The 21139-nt window shown below is 44.5% G+C and carries 21 protein-coding genes; 18 read left to right on the top strand and 3 right to left on the bottom strand.

All coding sequences use genetic code 11. The annotated features are described in order from the left end of the window. Positions 1 to 49: 49 nt before the first annotated feature. The gene (gene fabA, locus ACOQOE_RS17650; protein ID WP_067862790.1) at positions 50 to 565 is read right to left on the bottom strand and encodes a 3-hydroxyacyl-[acyl-carrier-protein] dehydratase FabA; all 516 of its coding nucleotides are present in this window, start codon (positions 563 to 565) and stop codon (positions 50 to 52) included. Positions 566 to 692: 127 nt separating this feature from the next. On the opposite strand from fabA, the gene ACOQOE_RS17645 reads away from it, so the two are divergent. Beyond that, entirely contained in the window at positions 693 to 1331 is a 639-nt protein-coding gene (locus ACOQOE_RS17645; RefSeq protein ID WP_420554596.1) for a thiopurine S-methyltransferase, read from the top strand. Here the strand turns inward: ACOQOE_RS17645 and ispB are convergent. Beyond that, positions 1328 to 2296: an octaprenyl diphosphate synthase gene (gene ispB, locus ACOQOE_RS17640; RefSeq protein WP_420554595.1), complete on the bottom strand. Its 969-nt coding sequence runs from the start codon at positions 2294 to 2296 to the stop codon at positions 1328 to 1330. The two genes, ACOQOE_RS17645 and ispB, sit on opposite strands and share 4 nt — an antisense overlap. A gap of 290 nt (positions 2297 to 2586) precedes the next feature. On the opposite strand from ispB, the gene rplU reads away from it, so the two are divergent. The 4 genes from rplU (at position 2587) to proB (ending at position 5716) form a co-directional block, all read left to right on the top strand. Continuing rightward, positions 2587 to 2898 (top strand): 50S ribosomal protein L21, encoded by a 312-nt coding sequence (rplU, locus tag ACOQOE_RS17635; RefSeq protein ID WP_067862785.1) that lies wholly within the window; start codon positions 2587 to 2589, stop codon positions 2896 to 2898. Between the two features lie 26 nt (positions 2899 to 2924). Next, on the top strand, positions 2925 to 3182 hold the full coding sequence (gene rpmA, locus ACOQOE_RS17630; protein ID WP_420554594.1) for a 50S ribosomal protein L27: 258 nt from the start codon (positions 2925 to 2927) through the stop codon (positions 3180 to 3182). A gap of 154 nt (positions 3183 to 3336) precedes the next feature. After that, positions 3337 to 4536, top strand: coding sequence for an Obg family GTPase CgtA (cgtA, locus tag ACOQOE_RS17625; protein WP_420554593.1), 1200 nt, complete (start codon positions 3337 to 3339; stop codon positions 4534 to 4536). Positions 4537 to 4591: 55 nt separating this feature from the next. Then, positions 4592 to 5716: a glutamate 5-kinase gene (gene proB, locus ACOQOE_RS17620; protein ID WP_420554592.1), complete on the top strand. Its 1125-nt coding sequence runs from the start codon at positions 4592 to 4594 to the stop codon at positions 5714 to 5716. Between the two features lie 57 nt (positions 5717 to 5773). Here the strand turns inward: proB and rpsT are convergent, their stop codons facing one another. Then, positions 5774 to 6037 carry a 30S ribosomal protein S20 gene (gene rpsT, locus ACOQOE_RS17615; protein WP_067862774.1) on the bottom strand — a complete coding sequence of 88 codons (264 nt, stop codon included), beginning with the start codon at positions 6035 to 6037 and terminating at the stop codon, positions 5774 to 5776. 254 nt (positions 6038 to 6291) lie between these two features. Here rpsT and murJ point away from each other — a divergent pair, with 254 nt between their 5' ends. From murJ to thiO, 13 genes are all read left to right on the top strand, one after another. After that, entirely contained in the window at positions 6292 to 7791 is a 1500-nt protein-coding gene (gene murJ / locus ACOQOE_RS17610) for a murein biosynthesis integral membrane protein MurJ (protein WP_420555498.1), read from the top strand. 121 nt (positions 7792 to 7912) lie between these two features. Further along, the gene (gene ribF / locus ACOQOE_RS17605; RefSeq protein ID WP_067862772.1) at positions 7913 to 8845 is read left to right on the top strand and encodes a bifunctional riboflavin kinase/FAD synthetase; all 933 of its coding nucleotides are present in this window, start codon (positions 7913 to 7915) and stop codon (positions 8843 to 8845) included. A gap of 17 nt (positions 8846 to 8862) precedes the next feature. Then, positions 8863 to 11682, top strand: a complete 2820-nt coding sequence (ileS, locus tag ACOQOE_RS17600; RefSeq protein WP_420554591.1) for an isoleucine--tRNA ligase — start codon at positions 8863 to 8865, stop codon at positions 11680 to 11682. Then, the gene (lspA, locus tag ACOQOE_RS17595) at positions 11682 to 12224 is read left to right on the top strand and encodes a signal peptidase II (RefSeq protein ID WP_420554590.1); all 543 of its coding nucleotides are present in this window, start codon (positions 11682 to 11684) and stop codon (positions 12222 to 12224) included. Before ileS ends, lspA begins: the two co-directional genes overlap by 1 nt. Continuing rightward, complete coding sequence (locus ACOQOE_RS17590) at positions 12225 to 12653, top strand: FKBP-type peptidyl-prolyl cis-trans isomerase (RefSeq protein WP_067862766.1); 429 nt, start codon at positions 12225 to 12227, stop codon at positions 12651 to 12653. 164 nt (positions 12654 to 12817) lie between these two features. Next, positions 12818 to 13378 carry a GspH/FimT family pseudopilin gene (locus tag ACOQOE_RS17585; RefSeq protein ID WP_420554589.1) on the top strand — a complete coding sequence of 187 codons (561 nt, stop codon included), beginning with the start codon at positions 12818 to 12820 and terminating at the stop codon, positions 13376 to 13378. After that, a complete protein-coding gene (gene pilV / locus ACOQOE_RS17580; protein ID WP_339890639.1) occupies positions 13366 to 13893 on the top strand; it encodes a type IV pilus modification protein PilV in 528 nt (175 codons plus the stop codon). Before ACOQOE_RS17585 ends, pilV begins: the two co-directional genes overlap by 13 nt. Continuing rightward, the gene (locus ACOQOE_RS17575; protein ID WP_420554588.1) at positions 13890 to 14936 is read left to right on the top strand and encodes a PilW family protein; all 1047 of its coding nucleotides are present in this window, start codon (positions 13890 to 13892) and stop codon (positions 14934 to 14936) included. Before pilV ends, ACOQOE_RS17575 begins: the two co-directional genes overlap by 4 nt. Next, complete coding sequence (locus tag ACOQOE_RS17570) at positions 14933 to 15442, top strand: pilus assembly PilX family protein (protein WP_420554587.1); 510 nt, start codon at positions 14933 to 14935, stop codon at positions 15440 to 15442. Before ACOQOE_RS17575 ends, ACOQOE_RS17570 begins: the two co-directional genes overlap by 4 nt. A 9-nt stretch (positions 15443 to 15451) precedes the next feature. Then, entirely contained in the window at positions 15452 to 18910 is a 3459-nt protein-coding gene (locus ACOQOE_RS17565; RefSeq protein WP_420554586.1) for a pilus assembly protein, read from the top strand. Positions 18911 to 18921: 11 nt separating this feature from the next. Continuing rightward, the gene (locus tag ACOQOE_RS17560) at positions 18922 to 19332 is read left to right on the top strand and encodes a type IV pilin protein (protein WP_420554585.1); all 411 of its coding nucleotides are present in this window, start codon (positions 18922 to 18924) and stop codon (positions 19330 to 19332) included. Positions 19333 to 19391: 59 nt separating this feature from the next. Beyond that, positions 19392 to 19937: a GspH/FimT family pseudopilin gene (locus ACOQOE_RS17555; RefSeq protein WP_420554584.1), complete on the top strand. Its 546-nt coding sequence runs from the start codon at positions 19392 to 19394 to the stop codon at positions 19935 to 19937. 80 nt (positions 19938 to 20017) lie between these two features. Continuing rightward, on the top strand, positions 20018 to 21103 hold the full coding sequence (gene thiO, locus ACOQOE_RS17550) for a glycine oxidase ThiO (RefSeq protein WP_420554583.1): 1086 nt from the start codon (positions 20018 to 20020) through the stop codon (positions 21101 to 21103). Positions 21104 to 21139 lie beyond the last annotated feature (36 nt).

Genomic DNA, 21139 nt, shown 5'->3' with positions numbered 1-21139 from the left:
ACTCGACGAAAAATAGGAGAAGACCCTTATATTTAAGGGTCTATTCTGATCAGAAATTGTCAGTAGAGGTGAATAGACCTACCCGCAGGTTTTGTGCGGTGTAGATTTCACGGCCATCAACTGACATGCTGCCGTCAGCAATACCCATAACCAACTTACGTTCGATAACACGCTTCAGTTGGATGCGATAAGTAACCTTTTTCGCTGTTGGTAGCACTTGGCCGAAGAATTTTACTTCACCTGAACCTAGTGCTCGACCGCGACCAGGGTTGCCTTTCCAGCCTAGGAAAAAGCCAACGATCTGCCACATGGCGTCTAGCCCTAGACAACCAGGCATAACCGGATCTTCTTCAAAATGACAGCCGAAGAACCAAAGGTCAGGGTTTATATCCAGTTCAGCGATAATTTCGCCTTTGCCGAACTCTCCACCATCTTCGGTGATTTCCAGGATGCGATCCATCATTAGCATGTTGCCAACAGGAAGGCGTGCATTACCTGGTCCAAACATCTCGCCGTGGCCGCAAGAGAGCAGCTCGTCGCGATTAAAAGAGGAAGGTCTTGTCATTAGCTTCTGTTTATCCGGAAGTTATAGTAAAAATATCGCGTGATTATACAGACTTGATCGGCTTGAGGCACGATCTGTGTCATATTAATTGAGTAAAAAGCTTGCGACTTAAGGTGTAAAAGTAGCTATGGAACACGAATTTTGGCATGAGCGCTGGGCTGAACAGCGTATTGGCTTTCATCAGCCAGAGGTAAATAAATATCTACAAACGTTTTTTGAAAGGCTGAATTTGGCCGATTTTGAGCAGGTTTTTGTGCCTTTATGCGGAAAAAGTTTAGATATGCTGTGGTTGCGAGAGCAAGATTGCAGTGTTTTAGGTGTTGAAATCAGTGAGACTGCCTGTACTGGTTTTTTTTCAGAAAACGGTATTGATATTGAAGCTTACCCTCATGGGGCTTTTTCAGTTAGAGAAGTGGATAGCATCAGACTGTTATGTGGTGATTTTTTTAGACTAACTGCAGATGAATTGGCGAAAGTTTCTGCTGTTTATGATCGGGCTGCTTTAATTGCGTTGCCAAAAGAGATGCGATTACGCTATGTGCAACGGTTATTGGATATTTTGCCGGCTGGGGTAAAAATCTTACTAATTACTTTGGAGTTTGAGGGTGAACAAGGCCCGCCTTTTAATGTGCCTGCGAACGAGATAAATGAGCTCTTTGCTCCTCGATTTCATATAAATCGGTTGCATGAAGAGCGCCCAACTGATCCTAAGGATGCTGGGCGTACCGAGGTGGTTTGGTTGTTATCCGATAAGGCAACTAATTAGTTTTTCCGCTTAACAGCTATATTAGCTAATTGAATAAGCGTTTCCTTAAATGAGCTGTCAGGCAAAGCTGATAAGGCGTCAATTGCGGCGTCTGCTTCAGTTTGAGCTTTTTCTTGAGTGTATTCTATGGCGCCCGTCTCTTTGACGATATTCATGATGGGTTGTAAATCGTCTAGGCCGCCTTTGCGGATCGCTTGGCGTACTAAAAGCCGCTGCTCTTCCGTTCCTGTACGCATGGCATGAATAAGAGGTAGAGTTGCTTTTCCCTCGGCTAGATCATCCCCAACATTTTTTCCCATCTCTTCTGCTGTGGATAGGTAATCCATGACATCATCAATAAGCTGGAAGGCTATGCCTAAATGGAGCCCATATAAGCGTAATGCTTCACGTTCATCAGTCGTGCTTTCGGCTAGAATGGCACCCGCTTCAGTTGCTGCCTCAAATAGCATGGCAGTTTTTCCGAGGATGACTTGCATGTAGGCTTCTTCGGTTGTGTCAGGATTTTTAGTGTTGAGTAACTGTAATACTTCGCCTTCAGCAATGACGTTGGTTGCATTAGAGATAACTGACATGATCTCCATTGAGCCTATATCAACCAGTATTTGAAAAGCGCGAGAGTAAAGAAAGTCACCCACTAAAACGCTAGGAGCGTTGCCCCATTTTGCGTTTGCGGTGTCTTTGCCTCGGCGTAAATCAGAATTATCTACAACATCATCATGGAGTAGTGTTGCAGTGTGGATAAATTCAATTATCGCGGCCAGAGATATGTGAGCCGTGCCTTGATAGCCTGCAGCATTAGCGGCTAACAAAACGAGCAGTGGGCGAATTCTTTTTCCGCCACTTTCGACTATATAGTGGCCAATTTTTTCCACCAACGGCACATTGGAACCTAAGTGGTTGATAATAAAATCATTAACGGCTTCAAATTGTGGTTCAATGGCTGGATTGAGTTGGTGTGGCTGCATAATATTGGCTGCTACTTACTTGGCGAATATTGGAATTATAGCGCGAATGCTAGGGGGCGGGCCGGATACTGTCAAGAAATGCTCCAGTAAACCTTTGCTGTATTGATTTTGACGACATGGTGTTTGCGGTATGGATTGGCTTTTACGGTAGATTCCTGCTTGTGTCTGTTTTCTGTTTGAATTATAATCGCGCGCCCTGACCCATCCAAAATGGCTCCCTACCATATGGTGTATCCATTAGAAGTAGGCCTTTTTCATAGTAGCTGGTTGGGCAATAAACGGAGAAAGACATGTACGCAGTAATCGTAAGCGGTGGTAAACAGTACCGTGTCCAGGAAGGTGAAACCCTTAAACTGGAAAAGCTGCCAGTAGATGCAGGATCAAATGTAGATTTTGATCGTGTTCTATTAGTAGGCAATGGCGACGATTTAAAAATCGGCGCGCCTGTTGTAGAAGGTGCTAAAGTGACTGCTGAAGTTGTTCAGCATGGCCGCGCTAAGAAAGTTGAGATCATCAAGTTCAAGCGTCGTAAGCATCACATGAAACGTCAGGGCCACCGTCAGTGGTTTACTGAAGTTAAAATTACTGGCATTTCTGCCTAACTATAACCGATCTGGGAGACAGATAGATGGCTCATAAGAAAGCTGGTGGTTCTACTAAGAACGGTCGCGATTCCGAGTCGAAACGACTTGGTGTCAAGCGTTTCGGCGGACAAGCTGTAATTGCTGGAAACATCCTTATTCGTCAGCGTGGAACTAAATTCCATGCAGGTGCGAACGTAGGTTGTGGTAAAGACCACACATTGTTTGCGAAAGCAGATGGCGTTGTTAAATTTGAAGTTAAAGGCCCACAAAAACGCAAATACATCTCTGTTGTAGATGCGTAAGTAAGGGTTTTTGCTTTTTAAAAAGCTCCGCTATGGCGGAGCTTTTTTGTTTATGATGTTTTTTTATGAAATTTAGGGTATCTACCGCTGAGTCTTGAGAATAAAGGCAGGGCTTAATTGTAGATTATCCTAGTGATAACTTTTGGGAGATGAAATGAAATTTGTCGATGAAGCGGTCATTACGGTGGAAGCCGGTAAGGGCGGCAACGGTTGCATGAGCTTTCGGCGTGAGAAGTATATCCCCCGAGGAGGCCCTGATGGCGGTGATGGCGGTGATGGCGGTTCTATTTTTTTTGAGGCAGATGAGAACTTAAATACGCTGATAGATTTCCGTTTTACCCGGCATTACAGTTCGGATAATGGTAAAAATGGAACAAGCCGAAATTGCACCGGCCCTAAAGGTGAAGACCTCGTTTTAAAGGTTCCTGTAGGTACGACTATTATTGATACGGATACTGAAGAGATCTTGGCTGATATGACTGAGATTGGTCAGCTAGAAAAGGTTGCTCAGGGCGGTTTTCATGGTTTAGGTAATACTCGCTTTAAAAGTAGTGTGAATCGCGCTCCTCGTCAGACAACGAAAGGGTCGACGGGTGAAATTCGTAACCTTAAGTTAGAGCTTAAAGTGTTAGCCGATGTCGGTTTGTTAGGCTTGCCTAATGCGGGTAAGTCTACATTGATTCGTGCTGTCTCTGCGGCAAAGCCTAAAGTGGCGAATTATCCTTTTACCACCTTAGTGCCTAATCTCGGTGTGGTTCGTATTGAGCAAGAGCGTAGCTTTGTTATTGCTGATATTCCCGGCATTATCGAAGGCGCGGCTGAAGGTGCAGGTTTAGGGATTCGTTTCCTTAAGCATCTTGCCCGTAACCGTTTGTTATTGCATCTGGTTGATATGGCGCCTTGGGATGATGTAACGCCCGCACAAGCTGCAGAAGTTGCGGTGAATGAGTTAACTAAATTTAGTGCGACGTTATCAGAGCAGCCCCGTTGGTTGGTGTTAAATAAGCTTGATATGGTAACCGAAGAGGAGCGTGAAGAGCGCTGTCAGGCGGTCATTGATGCCTTAGATTGGAAAGGACCTGTTTATCGTATATCTGCGTTGAGTAAGCAGGGTACTGACGAGATGATGCGTGATATACAGATGTTCCTTGATAAACGCCTTGAGGCGATAGAAGAAGATCCAAGCATTATCGAGCAGGAGCAAGTGATCCGCGAAAAAGTTGACACAGAGGCGCGTGAGCGTGTTGAGCGGATGCGTGCTGAAATGCGAGCGCGTAGAGAAGCGGATAATCTGGATGATGACGACTTTGACGATGATGATTACGATGTCGAAGTTGAATATGTGCGTGAGTAGAAGAACCTAAATGCTCGGTGTTTTTGCGGCTGTAGATAAAAGTCGGGGTGGTTAAGTGTCGTTGGGTAGGGAAAAGCTTAAGCGCAGTAAGCGCTGGGTTGTAAAAATTGGTAGTGCGCTACTAACGAATGATGGTCAAGGCCTTGATCTTGCGGCTATCGCACGCTGGGTTGATCAGATTGCTGCGTTGAAACGATCAGGTATAGAGGTTGTTTTAGTTTCATCTGGCTCTGTTGCTGAAGGGATGACACGCTTGGGCTGGAGTGATCGGCCGCAGGAGGTGTACAAACTGCAGGCGGCAGCGGCGGTGGGTCAGATGGGGTTGGTGCAGGCCTATGAGACTAATTTTCGTCGCCATAACACCCATACAGCACAAATACTCCTAACCCATGAAGACCATTCAAATCGCAAGCGCTACCTTAACGCGCAGGCCACGTTGCGTGCCTTGTTAGGTATGGGGGTTGTTCCGGTTGTTAATGAGAATGACACGGTTGTCACCAAAGAAATACGTTTTGGTGACAATGATACCTTAGGTGCGTTGGTTGCTAATTTGGTTGAAGCGGATGCGTTGATTCTTTTGACGGATCAGCAGGGTTTGTTTACTGCTGATCCACGTCAGGATCCAGCTGCGACATTGATTGCGGAGGCTCGCACTGAGGATGACGCATTGGTGGCTATGGCTGGTGATGGCGGAAAGCTGGGTCGTGGTGGTATGGCAACCAAAGTGCGTGCAGCGAAGCTTGCAGCGCGCTCAGGGGCGGTAACAGTTATTGCAAGTGGTCGTGAAGAAAATGTTCTATTGCGAATACGGGATGCTGAATCTATAGGGACCTTGTTGGTGCCAGAGCAAAGTCCAGTTGTGGCTCGTAAGCAGTGGATTGCGGGCCATCTTCAGGCGCGAGGTACTCTTGTGTTGGATGAGGGGGCTGTAAAAGCATTAAAAGAGCGTGGTAAGAGCTTGTTGCCTGCGGGGGTGCGTAGTGTCAGTGGTGATTTTTCTCGTGGAGAGATGGTTATTATTAGTGATGAGCTGGGCAGAATTATAGCGCGTGGCTTAGTTAACTATGGTTTAGAGGATGCTGAGAGGATTATCGGTAAACCTAGTCGTGAAATCGAATCGGTTTTAGGGTTTATGGGTGAAGAGGAGTTAGTGCATCGCGATAATTTGGTGTTGGCTTAAATTTTAGATATAAAAAAACCGGCATGTGCCGGTTTTTTTAATGTTGGATTGCTTAAATTAAGCGATGCCAACGATCTGTTTTACCATGCGGCTCTTAGTGCGGGCGATCTTGTTTTTATGGAAGATGCCTTTGTTTACAGAACCGTCCAAGATAGGCTGTGCAGTTTTAAATGCTGCTTCTGCTGCTGCTTTGTCGCCAGCTTCAATAGCTACTTGAACTTTTTTGATATAGGTACGTACCATGGAACGCAGGCTAGCGTTATGCTGGCGACGCTTCTCTGCCTGGCGAGCACGTTTACGAGATCCTGCGGAATTTGCCACAGTTCGGCTCCTTAAAATTAGTTAGTGTGCAATATATCGGCTTAGCGCCGAAAAATAAGAGGCGAGATTATTCATATTTGTTGGCCTGCTGTCAATAAAACTACAGAAATTTTCTTGTTGAAGCAGTAATATGCTCATTCTCATGAGTGAAATTCATTTAATAACGGAATTTGTCAGTGCAGCAAGATAAACCACAAAAAGAGATTGCACCTCAAAAAGCGAGCGGTTTGCTACGTTCTAGCGCGGTTGTTGGGATGATGACTATGTTGTCTCGCGTATTAGGTTTGGCGCGGGATGTGGTGGTTGCTAATTATTTTGGTGCGAGTAGTAGTGCGGATGCATTTTTTGTGGCCTTTAAAATTCCAAATTTTATGCGCCGCCTCTTTGCTGAAGGTGCTTTTTCTCAAGCTTTCGTGCCTGTTTTGTCAGAATATCGTTCGCAGCGCGACCTGCAATCAGTTCAACAGCTTGTAAACTATGTCGCGGGTACTTTAGGCAGTGTACTTGTCGCTATTGTGGTACTTGGGGTTGTGGGTGCCCCTATGTTGGCGGCGCTGTTTGCTCCAGGCTTTTATGTTGAAGATGGTGGTAAGTTTGAATTGGCGGCGCAGATGTTACGGATTACCTTTCCTTATCTTTTGCTGATCTCCTTAACAGCATTTGCAGGGGCGGTGTTGAATAGTTATGGGCGTTTTGCTATTCCTGCTTTTACGCCGGTGTTGTTGAATATCTCTTTAATCGGCTCGGCTATTTTTTTAAGCCCGCTGTTTGATCCTCCAGTGTTAGCTTTGGCGTGGGGGGTTATGATCGCTGGCTGTGCACAGTTGATTTTTCAATTACCTTTTATGGCTCAGATGCGTTTGCTTCCAAAGCCTCGTTGGGGCTGGAATGATCCGGGTGTTCGTCGAGTAATGACTCTTATGGTACCCGCGCTGTTTGGTGTGTCGGTTACTCAGATTAATCTTTTATTAGATACTGTGCTGGCTTCTTTTTTACAAACTGGTAGTGTCTCGTGGTTGTATTACTCTGATCGATTGGCTGAATTGCCTTTAGGCGTTTTTGGTATCGCTATAGCTACAGTGATTTTACCGAGCCTTTCTCGACGGCATGCAGGGGACTCTAAAAAGTCTTTTTCCTCTACTTTGAACTGGGCTATGCAGACGGTTATGTTGATCGGCATTCCTGCTGCTGTAGCTCTGTTTATTCTTGCTGAACCTATGCTTATCACGCTGTTTCACTATGGCGCGCTTAGTGATCGTGATGTGATTATGGCTGCTATGAGCTTGCGGGCTTATGCTTGTGGGCTGTTAGCGTTTATGCTGATCAAAGTGTTGGCGACTGGTTACTTCTCCCGACAGGATACAAAAACACCGGTAAAAATTGGTATTCAAGCGGCGGTCGCCAATATGATTTTTAATCTGTTGTTGATAGGGCCGTTTGATCATGTGGGCTTGGCTGCTGCAACGGCAGTATCTGCATTTATGAATGCAGGGCTTTTGCTGTATGGGTTGATTAAGTCTGATGTATTCTCTTGGAGTCCGGGTTGGGGGATGTCTATTATTCGGATGCTGATGGCTAATTTAGTGATGGCTATTGTACTTGTGTGGCTGATGAAGTCGCCATCTCTGTGGTTGGAATTGGGGTTGTGGCAGCGAGTTGTTGAGATGGGGATTTTGGTTGTTGTTGGTATTGCTGTTTACGTCTTGGTCTTGATTGTTTTTGGTTTAAGGCCTCGGCATTTGAAACATAGTTAGCCTTAACTTTTAGCTTTGTTGAAAACAACTTTGCTCAGTGGTACTCGTTGGTCATTATCTGGGCTATAATGCCGCGTTTATTTTTAGCCAATAATGTTTAGGCGGCAATTAAGAGTTCTTAATGGAATTAATTCGCGGATTACATAACCTGCGGGAGAAACACCGAGGGTGCGTCGCGACAATCGGCAACTTTGATGGTGTGCATCTTGGTCATCGTCAGGTTTTGAGGCAGGTTAAAGCAAAAGCGGATGAGCTGGGTTTACCTTCAGTTGTAATAACGTTTGAGCCCCAGCCACGAGAGTTCTTTGCTGGCAGTGAAGCTCCGCCACGGTTAACACGATTTAGTGAAAAACATCGTTTGTTGGCCGCAGAAGAGATTGATCGTCACCTTTGCCTTACTTTCAATGAGCGTTTGCGTTCGATGACGGCAGATGCTTTTGTTGAAGAGTTGTTGCTGAGAGGGCTTGCAGTTGAGCATTTTGTTGTCGGGGATGACTTTCGTTTTGGTTGTGACCGATTAGGTGATTACAACATGCTACGAGTAGCCGGTGAAAAGCATGGCTTCTCTGTGGTAAATACCGAGACGTTTCTTAGCGCTGATGAGCGTGTGAGTAGTTCGCGCATTCGCCAAGCGCTTGAAAAAAACCGATTTGATGAAGCCGCCCTATTACTAGGTAGGCCTTATACGGTTGCTGGGCGAGTTATGCATGGACAGAAGCTTGGACGCCAGCTAGGTGTGCCTACAGCTAATGTGAGAATGCATCGCTTTCCTTGCCCTTTAAGGGGTGTTTATGCCGTAGAGGTAACAGGGGAGGGCATTAAATCTCAAGGGGTTTGTAATGTAGGAATGAGGCCAACAGTAGGTGGTCGGCAGCCTGTATTAGAAGCGCACTTGTTTGATTTTGAAGAAGATATTTATGGGCGGCTGTTAACCGTTGAATTTAAGCAGTTTATTCGTGCTGAACAAAAATTTGATGGATTAGAGCAGCTCAAACAACAGATTTTTGCAGATATTGATGAAGTGCGGGCTTTTTTTGCCCGTACTTGCAGTTAATTCGGAACTTACTAACCATGACCGATTACAAAGCAACGCTAAACCTTCCTGAAACTCCTTTCCCTATGCGTGGCAATTTAGCTCAACGCGAGCCTGAAATGCTCAAGGGTTGGCAGAAAATGGATCTGTACCAGAAAATTCGTGAGGCTAGTGCAGGCCGTAATAAATTTATCCTGCATGATGGACCTCCGTACGCAAATGGTAATATCCATATTGGTCATTCGGTTAATAAGATCCTTAAAGATATTATTATCAAATCCAAAACAATGAGTGGCTTTGATGCGCCTTATATCCCTGGTTGGGATTGTCATGGTCTACCGATAGAACACAAGGTAGAAACCAAAGTTGGTAAGGCGGGTGTAAAAGTTTCCCATAAAGAGTTCCGTCAGAAATGTCGTGAATATGCGCGTAAGCAAGTTGAAGGTCAGAAGAAAGACTTTATTCGCTTGGGAGTGCAGGGCGATTGGGATAATCCTTATTTAACAATGAATTTTGATACTGAAGCGAACATTATCCGTGCGCTAGGTAAAATTGTTGAAAATGGACATCTTGTTAAAGGTTTTAAACCGGTTTACTGGAGTGTGGTAGGTGGTTCTGCATTGGCTGAGGCTGAAGTGGAATACCAAGATAAAACGTCTACCGCGATCGATGTACGCTTTTCGCCAGTCGATCAAGCTGCGTTTGTTGCCAGGTTTAATGATGCTGAGTCAGGTGCGGGTGATGTATCGGTTGTGATCTGGACAACGACACCTTGGACTTTGCCGTCTAACCAGGCAGTCTCCTTAAATGCTGAATTAGATTATGTCCTTGTTCAATTGGATCTAGGTCAGGGGCAGGAACGTATTCTTCTAGCTGAAGGCCTAGTGAAAGACGTGATGGTTCGTTATGGGGTGGATGATTACGCAATTGTCGGCCGCTGCCAGGGCGCTGCACTCGAAAATATAGCATTGGAACATCCATTCGCTGGCCGCCAAGTGCCGATCATCTTAGGTGAGCATGTCACTCTTGATGCGGGTGCGGGTGCAGTGCATACCGCACCAGATCATGGTGTAGAAGATTTTGAAGTAGGTCGTAAATATGGCATAGGTACATTAAACCTAGTCAATGCTGCTGGTGTTTTAGGTGAAGGTGCGGGCGTCTTTGCTGGTGAACATGTTTACAAAGTTGATGATAAGGTTGTTGCGCTTCTGCAAGAGAAAGGCAAGTTGGTACTTGAGCATAAATTCCAACATAGTTATCCACACTGCTGGCGTACAAAAACACCGTTGATCTACCGTGCAACTCCCCAGTGGTTTATCAGCATGGAAAAAAATGGTCTTAAAGCCGCTGCGTTAGATGCGATTAAAGGTGTTGAGTGGTTCCCAGAGTGGGGACAAAATCGTATAGAGTCTATGGTAGAGCAAAGCCCTGATTGGTGTGTTTCACGTCAGCGTACTTGGGGCGTGCCAATTGCTTTGTTTATACACAAGGAAACACAGCAGTTACATCCAAATACAGCTGAGCTAATTGAACAAGTTGCTCTTCGTGTAGAGCAGGAAGGTATTGATGCCTGGTTTGATCTCGATGCAGCTGAGCTGTTAGGTGATGAGGCGGATCAGTATGAGAAAGTAACCGATACCCTAGATGTTTGGTTTGACTCGGGCGTTACCCACTACTCAGTTATCGATCAACGGGATGAGCTTACTTTTCCCGCTGATATGTACTTGGAGGGCTCCGATCAGCATCGTGGTTGGTTCCAATCTTCTTTGAAAACCGGCATTGCAATCAAAGGTTGTGCTCCCTATAAGCAAGTACTTACTCACGGTTTTACTGTGGATGGGCAAGGCCGTAAGATGTCAAAATCTGTAGGTAACGTTGTTGCGCCTCAGGAAGTGATGAATAAATACGGTGCTGATATTCTTCGTCTTTGGGTTGCTTCCACTGACTATAGTGGCGAGATGACCTGTTCCGATGATATTTTGAAACGTGCCGCTGATGCCTATCGTCGCATTCGTAACACTGCGCGCTTTTTCCTTGCTAACCTGAACGGTTTCAATCCCGAAACAGATATGGTGCCAACTGAAAAGATGGTGGCTTTAGATGCATGGGCTGTAGATCGTGCAGCACGTTTACAGGACGAGCTGTTAGGTCATTATGATCAATATGAGTTTTTGCTCGTATTTCAGAAGATCTCTCATTTTTGTTCTCAGGACATGGGTGGGTTCTATCTCGATATTATTAAAGACCGCCAATATACTGCTGCGACAAATTCTGCTGCACGTAAATCAGCACAAACTGCGCTGTATCACATAGTTGAAGCGCTAGTACGTTGGATTGCCCCTATCTGTAGTTTTACTGCAGAAGAGATCTGGACAACCTTGGCTGGTGATCGAGCAGAATCAGTGCATTTGGATACTTGGTACCAAGGTTTGACTAAGCTACCTGATAGCAGCCCATTCGATAGCGCGTACTGGGAACAGGTTATGGCGGTTAAAGATGCGGTGAATAAACAGCTAGAAGAGCAGCGTAATGCTGGTAATGTTGGTGGTAGCCTAGAGGCAGAAGTGACATTGTATTGTGATGATAATCTACTGCAAACACTCGCTAAGTTAGAAGATGAATTGCGTTTTGTCTTGATTACTTCACAAGCTCATATAGCGCCACTGGCTGATGCGGTTGATGCTCAGCAAACAGAGCTGTCTGGTTTGCAGCTTAAGGTGGTTAAAAGTAGCGCTGATAAGTGCCCTCGTTGCTGGCACTATCGTGAAGATGTTGGTCAGAATGCAGATGAACCTGAATTGTGTGGTCGCTGTGTTGAAAATGTTCACGGTGACGGCGAACGCCGTAGTTTTGCTTAATGACTGACTCTAAAGCGGATGTGCCGGCTGCATCGTCAAACCGTGCTCAAAAAAGCTGTCTCATATGGGGGTGGCTAGCATTATTGGTGATTGTGCTTGATCTGGGCACTAAGCAGTTGGCGGAGCGTTATCTCGATTATGCAGACCCTAATTTTCTACTGCCAGTATTTGATTTGACCTTGCTATATAACAAAGGAGCGGCGTTTAGTTTTTTGTCCGATGCGGGTGGTTGGCAGCGCTGGTTATTCGCATTTATTGCTGTGCTTGTCAGCATCGTAATTGTGATCTGGTTACGTCGTATTGAGCGTAAGCAGTGGTGGTTGGGTTTTGCCTTATCTATGATTTTAGGTGGTGCACTTGGGAATCTTTATGATCGCGTTGTACAAGGGTATGTGATCGATTTTATCTCGTTGCACTATCAGAGTTATTATTTTCCTGCGTTTAACTTAGCGGACTCAGCTATCACTTTAGGTGCTGTTGTCTTGATAATCGATATGCTTTTTCTAGAAGCTAAACGCACCTCCTCAAAAGAGACGACATAAATGAGTAAATTAATAGGCCCTGGAAAAACCGTTACCTTGAACTTTGCTATTAAGTTGGCAGATGGGCAGATTGTGGACTCCACGTTTGATAAAGAGCCTGCCACATTTACTGTAGGTGATGGTAATTTGCTTGAAGGCTTCGAAAAAGCTTTGTTTGGCTTAGAAGAAGGCACTAAGCAAACATTAAAGATTTTGCCAGAAAATGGTTTTGGTATGCCAAACCCTAGTAATATTCATAATGTTCCCCGTTCGCAGTTTAAGGATGTGGAACTTGAGCTAGGTCTAGTTATCTCTTTTTCAGATGCTGGAAACGGAGAACTACCTGGAGTAATATCGGAATTTGACGATAAGATGGTAGCGGTTGATTTTAATCATCCATTAGCAGGGAAACAGCTCGATTTTGAAGTAGAAATACTCCAAGTGAGCTAAGCGATAAACATGCCGCCCGAATAAAATTATTCGGTTTTTTTGTATTTTGATAATCTTAGGTCTATGCTTCTTTAAAGACCCCCTCTCATGTTTGTATGGCGTATGTTTCCCTAAACGACTAATCTTAGGTATATAAGAGAATTTTTATTTACTGGATGTAGGTAATGTCAGAGCGGGAAAAAGGTTTTACGCTGATCGAACTCATGGTTTCACTAGTTGTTGTCGGTATTTTACTGCTAGTGGCTGTCCCTAATTTTGGCAGTTTTGTTGCCCAGTCTCGGGTTGATTCTGTAAAGAATAAACTTGTTTCCAGCATTGCTTTAGCCCGCTCCGAGGCGATTAAGCGTGGCGTTGCTGTTGCTGTTTGTAGGAAAAACCCTGATCCCGCTTTAACTTGTGTTGGTACCGCTGTTGTTGGCAGTAAAGATTGGTCAGATGGCTGGCTTGTTTTTTTGGACGAAGATGATAATCAAATTGCTGCGGCGAATGAAATTATTAAAGTCTATGCCGATATAGATGATACATCTACCATCCAGTATTCGTTAGGTGATGTGATTGTGTTCGATGGATTTGGTTTGTTAAATACCATTTCTTCCAATGAGGAAGAGTTTGCTATCGGCGATACAGGTGAGTCGACAATTGGTGCGGGACTTTCCATCAGGCCTACAGGAAGAATTCGCACTTGTGTAAATTGGACAGTGAGTGGGGCAACATGCGGAGATTAAAAGAGTCGGGTTTTAACTTAATTGAAGTAATGATTGCATTGGTTGTTGTTTCTATAGGCCTGCTAGGGCTTGCTATATTACAGATGACCTCATTACAACAAAATCAAAGTGCATATTATCGGAGTCAAGCGACTTTGCTTGCCTATGATATTACTGACCGTATGAGAGCTAATATGGATGAAGTTGATGCAGGGAGTTATTTTGCGGCAAGTGGCACACCGACAAGTGATTGTATTAATTATACAGGGGCTGCTGCAGGGTGTACGCCTGCTGAGATGGCTGCTAACGATCTGGATGAATGGCAGGCTTCCATAGCAACTGAATTACCTCAGGGAGGAGGGCGAGTGTGTCGAAGCGATGTAGATCCAAATTTAGTGGTACTCGATGCTGAAATATCTAACCCACCTTGTGCCGCTAATAATTCTAATAACCCCGTGGTTGTTTATGTCTGGTGGAATGATGAGAAAAGCGCCTCTGGCGCAACAACTCAGTTTAGTGTGAGTGCTGAATTATGAGTAGTGTTAGATCTAAGCAAGCCGGTTTCTCATTAATCGAATTAATGATTGCCTTAGTGATAGGGCTTATTCTTGTCGCTGGGGTTTTGCAGGTATTTGTGGGAAGTTCAATTACTTATTCCATGCAATCTGGACTGTCTAAAATCCAAGAAAATGGGCGATTTGCCATATCTTTTCTTTCGCGGGATATTAGGCAGGCAGGCTTCACTGGTTGCAGTAGAAATGCCACTCTTGTGAATACACTTACACGAGATGCGAGTGGTGCTGTGCCGTCCTTTTTAGATATGAATAATGTGCTTTCGGGTCGTAATGATATGGATGGTAGTGAATCTTATGCTCAGGTTCCTTTAGCGGGTACTGATGTTGTTGAGGTAAGGTTCGCTGATCCGGTGGGTGCGTGCGATATCGACAATCATGATAAGGGTTCCGAGCGCATTAGTTGTGCATTGGATCATACTTTTCAGCAGGGTGAAATTTTAGTCGCTACTGATTGTTCCCATACTGCTGTTTTTCAGTTTGCTACTGTTGGCGCATCAGATCAAATTTTTCATGGTGTGGATAACTCTGTGTTACCTGGAAATTGTACAGATGGTTTGGGGGATCTGGTAGATTGCTCTAATTCTGCAGGTATTGATTATGAATACAGGAATGGGTCGGTGATGCGAATGAGAGCGTATCGCTATTATGTGGCTAATACGAGTCGTGGCGAGCCTTCTCTTTATCGTGAAACTATTTCCACTTCCGCCTCTGGTGCTTCAGGCACTGTTGCCCAAGAGTTGGTTGAAGGTGTTGAAGATATGCAGATTTTGTACGGTGTAGATTCCGATAATGATGGCATGGTGAACTATTACGCTCCTTTTTCTTCAGGCATAAGTGATGACATTATTAGTGTACGGGTAAGCCTGTTAATTCGTAGTATTGAAGACACTTTAGTGAAAGGGAATCAATCTTTGCGTTTTAATGGCGCTATAATGATCCCTCCCCCCGATGGCCGTTTACGCAAGGTCTTTACCTCGACTATTGCTTTGAGGAATCGATTATGAGCATTTATGTCGACCGAGTTGAACGGGGAGCAACCTTAGTTATTACTATGGTGTTCCTTTTGATTTTGACGATTATTGGTCTTGCGGGAATGGATGTTACCGGTTTAGAAGAGCGGATGGCAGGCAACATGCGTGATCGTAATATTGCTTTCCAAGCAGCGGAAGCGGCTGTTCTGGAGGGAGAAAATTATTTAGAAACTCAAGTCATTCTTCCGGCGTTTGATGGTAGTAATGGTTTGTATAGCCTGCCGACGAATGGAGATAAAAACTGGGAAGTTGTAACGTGGTCTAGCTCTTCTGCCGTTATTAGTTATTCAGGGGCGGGTTTCGATGAGCTTAGCTCTTCTGCTGCTTATATCATTGAAGATTTGGCCGCTGCATCAGCTAGTGACAGTCTAGAGGTGGGGGTGCCTGTAGATAATAAGCGATATTATAGGGTAACGGCGCGAGCGACCGGTCTATCGAACACTACATCCGTCATCTTACAAACAGTGTATAAGCGCTAGGAGGCACTCATGCATTATCGTTTTAGTGTGAAAATACTTACCTTTTTGCTGCCATCTTTTTTAATTTGGCCTTCCTTTTCTAGTGCAGCTATCGCGCCAGCTCCGCTGTTTGTTAATACTGGCGTTAAGCCTAATATTTTCTTTATGGTGGACGATTCGGGCAGTATGGACTGGGAGGTGCTGAAATCCGATGGGGCTCGAAGTGTTTATACAGGCAGCAGTTACCCTGATTCTGGGGATTTAGATATTACCCCAACTCGAAATGATAGAGATGAAATACTCGAGTCCTGTGCTGGCTATAACGTCCTTTATTATGATCCCAATGAGACTTATGTCCCTTGGAAGGGTAAAGATGTTAATGGGAATACTTACGTCGATCAGAGCATTACTTCTGCTCGTAGAAACCCTTACTATCCTGCTTCAGGATCTGTAAATTTAACCAGTGATGAGGGTTATGGAGATCCTCCAGGTTATATGGTTTGGAATGATGATGGTGATGGTGTTTTTGAGCTAGACGAGTGCCCCGATCCTGGGCGATCTGGTTACGATTATTATAATCAATTTGTTGCAACAGCAGGGTCTGCGACAGCTCAGGTAATGACCGCGGCCGAGCAAACGAATTTTGCCAATTGGTATACTTACTACAGGAAGCGCGAATATGTAATGAAAGCCGCGATGTTAAATATAGTGGATAACTCCACTGTAAGGCTGGGCTTTAGTACGCTCCATCGTAATGGAGGGAATGGCTTTCCTGTTGCTGATGTTACAGTAGGGTCTAATAAGGCTAATTTACAGGCTGCAATTTCAGCAATTAATTCTGACCATGGTACTCCTTTAAGGACAAAGCTTGCTCAGACTGGGGCTTATTTTGAGGGAACTAACTCCTCAAGTTTGTTTGGGAGTAGTAAAAGTTCGCCTATTTTAAGTTACGCTAATGGGGGGAGTTGTCAGCAAAATTTTGCAGTAGTGATGTCTGATGGCTATTGGAACGGATCGAATCCAAATGTAGGTAACGCAGATAGTGGCAGTACCTCGGATGGGGATTGGAACGACACTGCTTTTGATGGCGGCGTTTATGCGGATCAGAATAATGGTCGTTATAATACGTTGGCGGATGTTGCTATGCATTACTACGAGAGAGATCTTAAAACATCTCTCGTTGATGAAGTACCAACTTCACCGCTGGATGGTAATAATCAACAACACTTAGTGACCTATACAGTGGCTTTTGGGGTGAATGGGTCGTTGACCGCGAACCCGACTTCGACTGATACGTCATTTAATTGGCCTAATGTGTCTAGTGACACAACGACAACTGTTGATGATATGCGCCATGCGGCGTGGAATGGTCGAGGGGATTTCTTATCTGCAGATTCACCAGCATCATTGATTCAGGCGTTTAATAATGCCATCGCCAGTATCTCAGGGCGAACCTCTTCCGCGTCATCGGTAGCGACTAACTCAACGCGCTTACAAACTAACTCAAAAATATACCAAGCGCGGTTTACTACCACGGAGTGGGCGGGTGATATCCTAGCTTATAACCTTAATGCGACGACTGGTGAAGTGACTACATTAGCTTGGAATGCCGCAGATCTACTACCTTCAGAAGCTGATCGTAATATATACATGTCGACAGGGGTCGCGGATAGCGGAGTGGCTTTTACCTGGAGTAGCGCTTCTTCTGCTTTAAGTTCAGTAGGGCTGACTGCAAATGATGTTCAGTATCTACGCGGTAGCCAAGCTAATGAAGGCTCCATATATCGTTCACGCTCTAGCCTTTTTGGTGATGTAGTCAATTCTGACCCCGTTTTTTCTGGAGACGATAATTTTGGTTATTATGCATTAGAGACTGCATCAGGTTTAGCTACCTATGATGATTATCTTGCGGGATCTTCGGCGACAGAAAAAGGTAATCGAACAGGCATGATTTACGTCGGAGCGAATGATGGCATGTTACATGGTTTACTTGGTGAAGGTGATGTCTCTGCTGTTTGTAATACAAGTACTCAAGATTGCGAAGGGGAAGAAATTTTTGCCTATGTTCCTAAGGCCGTACATTCAAATTTGATTGATTTAACCTCGCCTAGTTATACCCATAAGTATTTTATTGATAATACGGTTGCTATAGGGGATGCCTATGTCAATTTTGATGGTGCAGCGAGTGATAGCACAGGCCGCTGGGGAACTGCACTTGTAGGCACGCTCGGTGCGGGCGGTAAAGGTTTATTTGCACTTGATGTTTCTGATCCGATGAACTTTAGCGCATCTGATGTACTATGGGATATTGATTCAACGGACACTGGGTTTGCTGACTTAGGATATACCTTTGCTAAAGCCTCCATTGTGAAGCTTAATGATGATAATGGTACAAATAATAATGATTGGGGTGTTGTTGTCGGTAATGGTTATAACAGCACTAACGGTAAGGCAATCTTATATATTATCGGCTTAAGAACCGGCGAAATTATTTGGAAAAAAGAGGTAGAGACTACAGGGAGTAATGGTTTATCAACCCCTATTGCGGTAGATACGGACAATGACAGTATTGCTGATGCGGTTTATGCGGGTGATCTAAAAGGGAATATGTGGGCGTTTGATATTTCTGATTCCAGTGTCGCCAATTGGGAGATTGCTAAATCACATGATGATAGTGGTACAACGGTATACGATCCGTTGTTTACCGCATGTACCGCGGACCCATGTACAACAAGTAATCGCCAAGCTATTACGTCAAAACCCCAAGTGGTGAAAGCCAGTAGTGGAGGAGTGTTGGTGTTGTTTGGTACAGGTAAGTATTTCGAAATAGGTGATAATACGTCTGTATCCCAGACGCAGTCTTTCTATTCTATACTTGATGATGGCTCTAGTACGGCTGTTTCTGGTCGTAATTCATTACAGCTGCAGACCATAATGGATGAGCTTTTAATCGCTGAAACGGGTTTTGACTCAAATGTTCGAGTAACCAGTGATAATGAAGTAGATTTATCTTCCGATATGGGATGGTATATGGATCTGTTTTACGATGAGAATAGTAATAGTGTCAATGATCATCCAGGTGAACGTGTGGTTGCCGATCCTCTTGTTCGTAACGGAAGGGTTATTTTTACAACCTTAATACCAGAAACAAGTCCGTGCTCTTTTGGTGGTACTAGTTATTTGATGGAAATTGATGCCCAGTCAGGTTCTCGTTTAGATGTCTCTCCATTTGATCTTAACGGGGATGGGGTTATTGATCAGAATGATTGGGTTGAAATCGAAGTAACTGATAGCGACGGGAATACGACTACGATTAAAGTCCCTGTGTCAGGAAAACAGTCTAATGTTGGTATTATTAAGACTCCAGGGGTAATTTCTACGGGAGATAATGAACTTAAATATACTTCAGGGTCTTCTGGGGATATTGAAGTTACCACCGAATCCTCTGGGGATAAGTTAGGGCGCCAATCATGGATACAGATTCAGTAAGGCTAATCATAATGAAGCGTAATAAAGGTTTTTCACTACTTGAGTTAATGATTGCGGTTGCAATTGTGGGTATTATTGCGTCTATCGCGTACCCAGCTTACCAAGAGTATGTACGGGAGGCACGTCGATCCGATGCGAAAGCGGTTTTGATTGAAATGTCTCAGTGGATGGAACGCGAGTATACGGTCAATGGCCGATATACTAATGCAAGCAATGCAGCGCCATCATTGCCTGTCGTTAAATCACCTAAAGATGGTACTGATGTGGTGTATAACCTAGGTGTTGTAGCCACTTCAAATACCTTTACGTTGACAGCAACTCCAGCTGCTGGAGGACCGCAAGCTGGGGATGATTGTGGTAATTTATCTATTACACAAACGGGCGCTAAATCTGCGTCAGGCACGGCTACCGATTGTTGGTAATGATTTATAAATTAATGAGTTAACTTAGCCTGCAAAGGACTGCAGGAGGATTGATAAACATGGACGTGTTTCTATCTCCAAGGATGGAGAAAGAGGCTCTTACTTGGGGCAAAGGTTTTACACTCTTTGAGTTACTCTTTACCTTAAGTATCCTCACACTTCTTATAACGGTTATTACGCCGTCGTTTTCGAGCTTTCTCACTCAAAGTCAGCTTACTTCTGATCAGCATAAGCTTCAAAGTCTATTGTCTTTGGCTAGGATGCAGGCCGTGACGGAGGGTAACTATGCTGTTGTCTGCCGTTGGGACGGTGTTAGCAGTTGTACTGGCTTTGACAGTGCCAATACGTTAGTTTGGGAGAAAGGTGCGCTTGTCTTTTCAGATAAAAATAACAACCGTCAATTAGATCCCTCTTCGGATACTGTGTTGCGAATTATTGAATTCTCAACACAAAACCAGATTACGTGGAATCGAGGTGAATTGTTAGTTTACGAGAGTGATGGTAGTGCTCTAGGTGGTTCAAATGGTACCTTTTCTATTATTCAGGGGGACCAAATCTTGACGTTAGTGGTTTCATTAACGGGGCGGGTTCGACGTGGTGCTTAGGTAATATTTAATTAAGGTCATGGAAAGCTTTCTTTTGAACAGGCAAAATAGCAGCCTTAACTGTTTGCTAAGGTGTAATAATGTCTGATTTCCTGATTATTGGTGGTGGTGTGATCGGCATGATGTTGGCGCGTGAGTTGGCGCAGTCAGGTGCGGAAGTAACCATCGTAGATCGTAAAGCCTGTGCAAAAGAAGCTTCTTGGGCGGGAGGAGGAATTGTTTCTCCGCTGTACCCTTGGCGATATCCCGATGCTGTTACTCAGCTCGCTACATGGTCGCAAAGTAGTTATATACATCTATCTCAAGATCTACTTGAAGAAACTGGTTGTGACCCTGAGCTTCGTCAGAAAGGGATGTTTATGGTTGATGTTGAAGATCATGAAGAGGCCCTTGTTTGGGCGAAAAAGTTCCATCGCCCACTTCGGGAAGTGGATGCCTCTTTTGTTTATCAAAAAGAGCCCCATGTAGCTAAAGACGTTGATAATGCCTTATGGATGCCTGAAGTTTGTAGTATTAGAAATCCTCGATTAGGTCGTTCGCTACGAGAAAGTTTGGTGAAAAATCCTAAAGTAACTGTGCTTGAGCATCATGAGGTGGAAAGCTTCTTAACCGCTGGAAATCGAGTTTTAGGTATTAAAACAAATCAGGGAGAAGTTCGTGGCGATAATGTAATTATAGCTGGGGGAGCTTGGAGTGCTGATCTGCTCCAGCTGGTAGGGAAAAGTCTTCCCATTGAACCTGTTCATGGGCAGATGATGTTGTTTAAAGCGGTTCCTGGCTTAGTTAATCGCGTCGTTCTTAAAGGTGGGCGTTATGTTATTCCGAGGAATGATGGGCGAGTATTGGTGGGTAGTACGCTTGAACATTTTGGATTTAATAAGCAGACCACCGAAGAGGCGGCTAGCTCACTTTATGAAACCGCTTTAGGTATTATTCCTGAGTTAGAAAATTATAACGTGGAACACCATTGGTCAGGCCTGCGTCCGGGATCGCCAGAAGGAATACCTTATATAGGTTTAGTTCCTGAATTTGAAAACCTGTATCTAAATGCCGGCCAATATAGAAATGGTTTAGTGTTGGCGCCAGCATCTACACGTTTGCTTGTGGATATTTTATTGGGGCAGGAGACGATCATCCCCGCCAACCCTTATCGAGTGGATCGATAAATTCTAAGATAAGGCTTTGGAAGAAGGTTTACCTCT

It is taken from the genome of Neptuniibacter marinus (genome assembly GCF_965223595.1).
GTDB classification, from domain to species: domain Bacteria; phylum Pseudomonadota; class Gammaproteobacteria; order Pseudomonadales; family Balneatricaceae; genus Neptuniibacter; species Neptuniibacter marinus.
This window is presented reverse-complemented; position numbering and strand designations above follow the sequence as displayed.

Bases quoted from the DNA above. Each gene is read 5' to 3' on its own strand.
- fabA (WP_067862790.1), bottom strand. From the start codon at position 565: ATGACAAGACCTTCCTCTTTTAATCGCGACGAGCTGCTCTCTTGCGGC.
- ACOQOE_RS17645 (WP_420554596.1), top strand. From the start codon at position 693: ATGGAACACGAATTTTGGCATGAGCGCTGGGCTGAACAGCGTATTGGC.
- ispB (WP_420554595.1), bottom strand. From the start codon at position 2,296: ATGCAGCCACACCAACTCAATCCAGCCATTGAACCACAATTTGAAGCC.
- rplU (WP_067862785.1), top strand. From the start codon at position 2,587: ATGTACGCAGTAATCGTAAGCGGTGGTAAACAGTACCGTGTCCAGGAA.
- rpmA (WP_420554594.1), top strand. From the start codon at position 2,925: ATGGCTCATAAGAAAGCTGGTGGTTCTACTAAGAACGGTCGCGATTCC.
- cgtA (WP_420554593.1), top strand. From the start codon at position 3,337: ATGAAATTTGTCGATGAAGCGGTCATTACGGTGGAAGCCGGTAAGGGC.
- murJ (WP_420555498.1), top strand. From the start codon at position 6,292: ATGATGACTATGTTGTCTCGCGTATTAGGTTTGGCGCGGGATGTGGTG.
- ribF (WP_067862772.1), top strand. From the start codon at position 7,913: ATGGAATTAATTCGCGGATTACATAACCTGCGGGAGAAACACCGAGGG.
- ileS (WP_420554591.1), top strand. From the start codon at position 8,863: ATGACCGATTACAAAGCAACGCTAAACCTTCCTGAAACTCCTTTCCCT.
- lspA (WP_420554590.1), top strand. From the start codon at position 11,682: ATGACTGACTCTAAAGCGGATGTGCCGGCTGCATCGTCAAACCGTGCT.
- ACOQOE_RS17590 (WP_067862766.1), top strand. From the start codon at position 12,225: ATGAGTAAATTAATAGGCCCTGGAAAAACCGTTACCTTGAACTTTGCT.
- ACOQOE_RS17585 (WP_420554589.1), top strand. From the start codon at position 12,818: ATGTCAGAGCGGGAAAAAGGTTTTACGCTGATCGAACTCATGGTTTCA.
- pilV (WP_339890639.1), top strand. From the start codon at position 13,366: ATGCGGAGATTAAAAGAGTCGGGTTTTAACTTAATTGAAGTAATGATT.
- ACOQOE_RS17575 (WP_420554588.1), top strand. From the start codon at position 13,890: ATGAGTAGTGTTAGATCTAAGCAAGCCGGTTTCTCATTAATCGAATTA.
- ACOQOE_RS17570 (WP_420554587.1), top strand. From the start codon at position 14,933: ATGAGCATTTATGTCGACCGAGTTGAACGGGGAGCAACCTTAGTTATT.
- ACOQOE_RS17565 (WP_420554586.1), top strand. From the start codon at position 15,452: ATGCATTATCGTTTTAGTGTGAAAATACTTACCTTTTTGCTGCCATCT.
- ACOQOE_RS17560 (WP_420554585.1), top strand. From the start codon at position 18,922: ATGAAGCGTAATAAAGGTTTTTCACTACTTGAGTTAATGATTGCGGTT.
- ACOQOE_RS17555 (WP_420554584.1), top strand. From the start codon at position 19,392: ATGGACGTGTTTCTATCTCCAAGGATGGAGAAAGAGGCTCTTACTTGG.
- thiO (WP_420554583.1), top strand. From the start codon at position 20,018: ATGTCTGATTTCCTGATTATTGGTGGTGGTGTGATCGGCATGATGTTG.